Source organism: Streptomyces flavofungini, assembly GCF_041028215.1.
Lineage (GTDB): Bacteria > Actinomycetota > Actinomycetes > Streptomycetales > Streptomycetaceae > Streptomyces > Streptomyces flavofungini_B.
In genome coordinates this window covers 1-5,583 of sequence record NZ_JASKYR010000488.1, presented here as the reverse complement: position 1 = coordinate 5,583, position 5,583 = coordinate 1, and the positions used below count along the sequence as shown (strand labels likewise).

Sequence of the window (5,583 nt, the reverse complement as noted above, 5' to 3'; positions counted from 1 at the left end):
GGAGGGGGCCGATGGTCTCCGGGTCGGCCGCCAGGTCGAAGAGGGGTGTGTAGCCGGTGACCAGGTACAGGCCGCGCGCCTCGGGCTGGCGCGGGCCCGTGGTGAGATGGACACGCCGGTAGCCGCGGGTGACCGCCTCGCGCTCCAGCTCGGCGACGACCCGGCGGGCCAGACCGCGTCTGCGGTGGGCGGAGTGGGTCCAGATCCGCTTCAGTTCGGCCGTGTCGGCGTCGTACCGCCGGAAGGCGCCGCCCGCGACCGGCTCACCCCCCTCGATGAGCAGGAGCAGCACTCCGCCGTGCGGGGCGGTGAACTCCTCCGCCGGGTAGCGGGCGATCTCGGCGTGGGCGTCCCTGCCGTAGCGGGCCGAGTACTCCTCGCCCAGCTCGCGCAGCAGCGGTTCGACGCGCGGATCGGCCAACGTGACCTGTACGACGGTGAGCTCGGGCGGCAAGGGCCCCGTCTCCGGTGGTGCCACGGAGGTCATCCGGTCACCGCCGTGAGGTCCCGCGCAGCGGAGGTGCCCCGCTTCGCCGCCCGCTCGGCGTCCCGCTTGGCGACCTCCTCGCGGACGATCGGGATCACATGGCGGCCGAAGTCGATGGCGTCGCCCAGGAGGTCGTAGCCCCGGGCGGAGAGGATGTCGACGCCGAGGTCGTAGTAGTCGAGGAGCGCCTGCGCGACGGTCTCCGGGGTGCCGACCAGGGCGTTGGAGTTGCCCGCGCCCCCGGTCGCGGCGGCGGTCGGGGTCCACAGGGCACGGTCGTAGCGCTCCCCCGCGTCGGCGATGGCGAGCAGCCGCTGGGAGCCGGTGTTCTGCGGTCGCGCGGAGTCGCTGTGCCGCCTGGTGACGGCCTCGCCCCGCTCCTTGCGGTCCTTGATCGCACCGACCGTGCGGTGGGCCTTCTCCCAGGCCAGCTCCTCGGTGGGGGCGATGATCGGGCGGAACGCCACCTGGATGCGCGGGAGTTCGGTGCGGCCCGCGGCCCGCGCGGCGGCCCGTACGTCTCGGATCTGCTCGGCGGTCTCCGCCAGGGGCTCGCCCCACAGGCAGTAGATGTCGGCCTCGGCGCCTCCGGCGGCGTACGCGGCGGGTGACGAGCCGCCGAACGAGACGTCGGGGCGCGGCTGCTGGACCGGGAAGACATCACTGACGAAGTCGTGGAAGCGGTAGTGCTCACCCTCGTGGTCGAAGGGCTCGTGCGTGGTCCAGATCTTCTTGACGAGGCCGATGTACTCGCGGGTGCGCGCGTACCGCTCGTCCTTGGTCAGGGTGTCGCCCTCCCGGCCCTGTTCGCGGTCGTTGCCGCCGGTGATGAAGTGCACCGTGAGGCGGCCCTCGCTGATCTGGTCGAGGGTGGCGAAGGTCTTCGCGGCGAAGGTGGGGTACGAGACGTTGGGCCGGTGGGCGAGGAGGATCTGGAGTTGGTCGAGGCGGCTCGCGATATAGGCGGCGGCCGGGGCGGGGTCGGGTGAGCCGGACCCGTAGGCGAACAGCACCCGGTCCCAGCCGTGCTCCTCGTGCGCCCTGGCGAGCCGGAGCGTGTACTCCTTGTCGAAGGCCGCGCCGGAACGCGGGGTGGTCTCGGAGCCGTTGTTGGTGGCGGCGATGCCGAGGAATTCCACGGGCATGGGAGCAGACCTTTCCTGAAGTCCTGGTGGCGCCGTGCGGGTGGGCCGGACGTGCCGGACGTGCCGGATGTGCCGGACATGCCGGGAGTGCGGCGGGCACGGCGGGTCGGCCTTCGGCGCGGTCGGGTCAACAGCGCTTCGGGCAGGGGGCGTTGCGGTTGCGCGGAGAGGGATGATGACGCCGGGACGCGCGGCTCGTACGGGGCCGGGACGGTCGTACGAGGCCGTGCGACGGCGGTGGTGAGGACGGCAGCGGCGCCTCAGTCGTCGCGGAACGGCCCGCACGCGCTACGTGCACGGGACAAGGCGCCGCGAAGGAAGGAGATCGGCCCACCACGGGTGCGCCGGGAGAGGGAAGGGCCGGTCAGACGGCCCGCTGCCGCGTCAGGCGCAACACGCCGCGGACCACACCCGACCGAAGTCGATGTGGCCACGGGTGACCAGGCGCTGCTCGGCATTCATGGGACCAATTGAGCAGCACTTTCGGCTCGGCGTCAACCGTGGCCCGGATGCCGGAACGGCGTCGCGGGGCCGGTGCGCGAGGTTGACATGAAACCGCACCGCCCCCATACGATCAGGTCGGAACGGCTCCGTCTTGCGCGGCGGTGACCGTTTTGGACCGCGTTGAGGGACGCGGCAGCGTGATGACGCCGGGGCCTGCCATGCCCGCACTCCCTCCCCCCTGGAGCCCCCTGATGGCCCTGCCGTCCGACACCGCGCTCACCGACACCGCGCTCACCGGCGCCGCGCCCCTTTCCCGACCCGCGAGCAAGGCCCCGGGCGGCGACGACCTGCCGCGGATCGTGCCGCGCAAGCACGTGGGCCGCCGCCTGACCGCGGCCGCGGTGCTGCTCGTCTTCGCGATGGTGGTCAACTCCGTCGTCCGCAACCGCGCTTTCCAGTGGGACGTGGTGGGGCGGTACTTCACCACCACCGCCGTGCTGGACGGGCTGCTGCTCACCCTCTGGCTGACCGGCGTGGTCATGGCGCTCGGCTTCCTGCTGGGCATTCCGCTGGCCGTGATGCGGCTGTCGGCCAACCCGGTCCTGCGCACCCTGAGCTGGGGTTACGTATGGGTCTTCCGCTCGACGCCCTTGCTGGTGCAACTGCTGCTGTGGTTCAACATCGGCGCCCTCTACCCCACCCTCGGCCTCGGCGTCCCGTTCGGCCCGCAGTTCCTCACCGTCAAGACGGTGAACCTGCTCGGACCGGCCCTGACCGCCGTCATCGGCCTGACCCTGCACGAGGCGGCGTACGCCGCCGAGGTGGTGCGCGGCGGCATCCTCTCGGTGGACGCGGGGCAGACGGAGGCCGCCCAGGCACTCGGCATCGGCAGGCGGCGCACACTGCGCCGGATCGTCGTCCCGCAGGCCATGCGCTCCATCGTGCCGACGGCGGGCAACATGCTGATCGGCACCCTGAAGGGCACGAGCATCGTCAGCGTCCTCGCGGTGCACGACCTGCTGTACTCGGTGCAGCTCGTCTACAACCAGACCTACCAGGTCATCCCGCTGCTCATGGTGGCCACCCTCTGGTACATCGCCGTCACCAGCGTGCTGAGCGCGGGCCAGTTCTACGTCGAGCGCCACTACGCCCGCGGCGCGGCGAGGGCGCTGCCGCCCACTCCTTCGCAGAAGTTCAGGGTGAAGCTCTCCGCCGGACGGGCGTGGCTGTTCGCGGTGACGCGGCCTCGGCGCGGGCGCTGAGATCACCGTGGAGCCGGGCGAACGCCGCGCACACCAGGGGCAGGACGGACGACCGTCCGGCGCGCCTCCGCGATCCGGCCGCTGTGATCCACTTTTCTCGTCGGCGGGAGTGTGTGGCACCGTAATCGGGGCAACCGCTTCTGGTACGGGGCAGGACGACACCATCGAGAGACAAGGGGCGGGTCAGATGATCACCGCGACACAGCCGAGCCGGACGCAGGCGACGCAGAGCGAACAAGCGCTGGCCGAGCAGGCACTGGCCGACCCGTCGAAGGTGGCCCCCCGCGACGCCCGCACCGTCTCCAAGCACTTCTTCGACCGCCTCACCCACCTCGAAGAAGGCACGCACGAATACCAGTACGTGCGCAACACCCTCATCGAGATGAACCTCTCCCTGGTCCAGTACGCCGCCACCCGCTTCCGCCACCGCGGCCCCCAGGAAATGGAAGACATCGTCCAGGTCGGCACCATCGGCCTCATCAAAGCCATCGACCGCTTCGAACTCACCCGAGGCGTCGAATTCACCTCCTTCGCCGTCCCCTACATCACCGGCGAGATCAAACGATTCTTCCGCGACACCAGCTGGGCCGTCCACGTCCCCCGACGCCTGCAGGAAGTCCGCCTGGAACTGTCCAAGGCCACCGAAGAACTCCGCACCCGCCTGGGCCGCTCCCCCTCCACCACCGAACTCGCCGAGCTCATGCAGCTCGAACCCGCCGAAGTCGTCGAAGCCCAGAAAGCCTCCAACGGCTACAGCGCCGTCTCCCTCGACGCCGCCGTCACCACCACCGGCGACGACTCCGACACCGCCCTCGCCGACTTCGTCGGCTTCGACGAAACCCGCTACGAACTCGTCGAGAACTTCCACTCCCTCGCCCCCCTCATCGCCGACCTCGACGAACGCGAACGCACCCTCATCCACCTCCGCTTCGTCGAAGAACAGACCCAGCAGCAGATCGCCGACCACCTCGGCTGCTCCCAGATGCACGTCTCCCGCCTCCTCACCCGCACCGTCACCAAACTCCGCACCGGCCTCATGGACCGCGAGTAGGAGTCTTCGCGAATCAGTACGGACGCGCACCTCAGTACGGACCGCCCCGGCAGAACGAGCTTCCTCGTAGCCGCGGGCGGTCCTGTCGTGGGGGAGGCTGTCCGCAGGGCCGAGGACGTCGACGCCCTGCGGTTCGAGCGGCTCGCGCCGGTGGGACAGTGGGGCCCACAGGGGCTTGTCGCCCTCGGCGTAGACGACCAGATTGCCGTCGTGCTGGAGTACCGCGTACTGCCCGTACGGCTGCGCGCCCTCGGCCTGCCACACCGGCTTGCCGTCCCGGTACAGCACGAAGCCGCCGTCCTCCTGCATGCGCAGCACGGCCCGGCCGTTCCCGGACGTCCACGCCATGTTCCGGTGAATCCTGGATCCCGGCGAACCGGGGCCGGACTCGGCGTTGCTCATCTCTTCCCCTGTCCGTCGCTGCCGTCCTCGACGGCGGGTGCCCCGCCGCACGGAACAGGTAAGTGCGTCAAGACGAGGTGGCGTCAAGTGGTGGGTCCGTTGGACCTGGTGTGCGGGCGTGAGGCACTGTCGGGCGACGCGTGCCGACGAAGACTGGGGGGAACCTTGCGTATCACCGTGTCCGCCGCCCTCGCCCTGGCACTCGCCGCAGGAGTCACTCAGGTCACTGCCGCTTCCGCCGCTGACGCCGCGCCCAGCACGGACGGCACCTGGCGCATGGACGGCTACGGCACCGTCCTCGACCTGCGGGACGGTCGGCTTCAGGAGTACCGGACCACGGCCGTGAGCTGTCTGAAGGGCTTCACCGGCCGGGAGACGGGCCCCGGCGTCTACACCACCCCGGACAACGCCGTCCTCACCGTACGCACCAGACACGACCGCGACCGCGCCACGGTGGCCATCGACGGGCATGGGCGCCGTACTGCCCAACGAGCAGTTCCTGACCCGCACCGGCGACACCTTCGACGGCCCCGGCATGCCGCCGCACCTCAAGGAACCGGTCTTCACCGAGGAGGAGTTCGCCAAGCAGCGGGACTCGGCCTTCGACCGTGCTCTGAACGTGCTGCGGTGACCGCCCGAGGGGTGCCCCTGCCCCCGGAACGGGACGCCGACCGAGTGGCGTTCCCGGGCGGGTGGCCGCTGCCGCCGTGCCGCGCCCGTCTCAGCACCCGGGAGCCGTCACACTGCCGGAGATCAGCCGTCACTCATCCCGGACACGCCCATGTCCCAGCC

At 70.8% G+C, this 5,583-nt stretch carries 5 protein-coding genes; 3 read left to right on the top strand and 2 right to left on the bottom strand.

Annotation, left to right across the window (positions count from 1 at the left end):
• Both AB8Z36_RS27770 and AB8Z36_RS27765 read right to left on the bottom strand, forming a co-directional pair.
• Positions 1 to 487 (bottom strand): GNAT family N-acetyltransferase (locus tag AB8Z36_RS27770; RefSeq protein WP_369216124.1); only part of this gene is annotated, 487 nt, incomplete at its 3' end.
• Entirely contained in the window at positions 484 to 1,632 is a 1,149-nt protein-coding gene (locus AB8Z36_RS27765) for an LLM class flavin-dependent oxidoreductase (protein ID WP_369216123.1), read from the bottom strand. The genes AB8Z36_RS27770 and AB8Z36_RS27765, both read right to left, overlap by 4 nt.
• 695 nt (positions 1,633 to 2,327) lie before the next feature.
• On the opposite strand from AB8Z36_RS27765, the gene AB8Z36_RS27760 reads away from it, so the two are divergent.
• From AB8Z36_RS27760 to AB8Z36_RS27745, 3 genes are all read left to right on the top strand, one after another.
• Positions 2,328 to 3,338 (top strand): amino acid ABC transporter permease, encoded by a 1,011-nt coding sequence (locus tag AB8Z36_RS27760; RefSeq protein WP_369216122.1) that lies wholly within the window; start codon positions 2,328 to 2,330, stop codon positions 3,336 to 3,338.
• 187 nt (positions 3,339 to 3,525) lie between these two features.
• Positions 3,526 to 4,389 carry an RNA polymerase sigma factor SigF gene (locus tag AB8Z36_RS27755; protein WP_369216121.1) on the top strand — a complete coding sequence of 288 codons (864 nt, stop codon included), beginning with the start codon at positions 3,526 to 3,528 and terminating at the stop codon, positions 4,387 to 4,389.
• Positions 4,390 to 5,260: 871 nt separating this feature from the next.
• Complete coding sequence (locus tag AB8Z36_RS27745; RefSeq protein WP_369216125.1) at positions 5,261 to 5,422, top strand: hypothetical protein; 162 nt, start codon at positions 5,261 to 5,263, stop codon at positions 5,420 to 5,422.
• Positions 5,423 to 5,583 lie beyond the last annotated feature (161 nt).

Excerpts from the sequence above, each read along its gene's own strand:
- AB8Z36_RS27745 (WP_369216125.1), top strand. The coding sequence starts at position 5,261 with ATGGGCGCCGTACTGCCCAACGAGCAGTTCCTGACCCGCACCGGCGAC.
- AB8Z36_RS27760 (WP_369216122.1), top strand. The coding sequence starts at position 2,328 with ATGGCCCTGCCGTCCGACACCGCGCTCACCGACACCGCGCTCACCGGC.
- AB8Z36_RS27765 (WP_369216123.1), bottom strand. The coding sequence starts at position 1,632 with ATGCCCGTGGAATTCCTCGGCATCGCCGCCACCAACAACGGCTCCGAG.
- AB8Z36_RS27755 (WP_369216121.1), top strand. The coding sequence starts at position 3,526 with ATGATCACCGCGACACAGCCGAGCCGGACGCAGGCGACGCAGAGCGAA.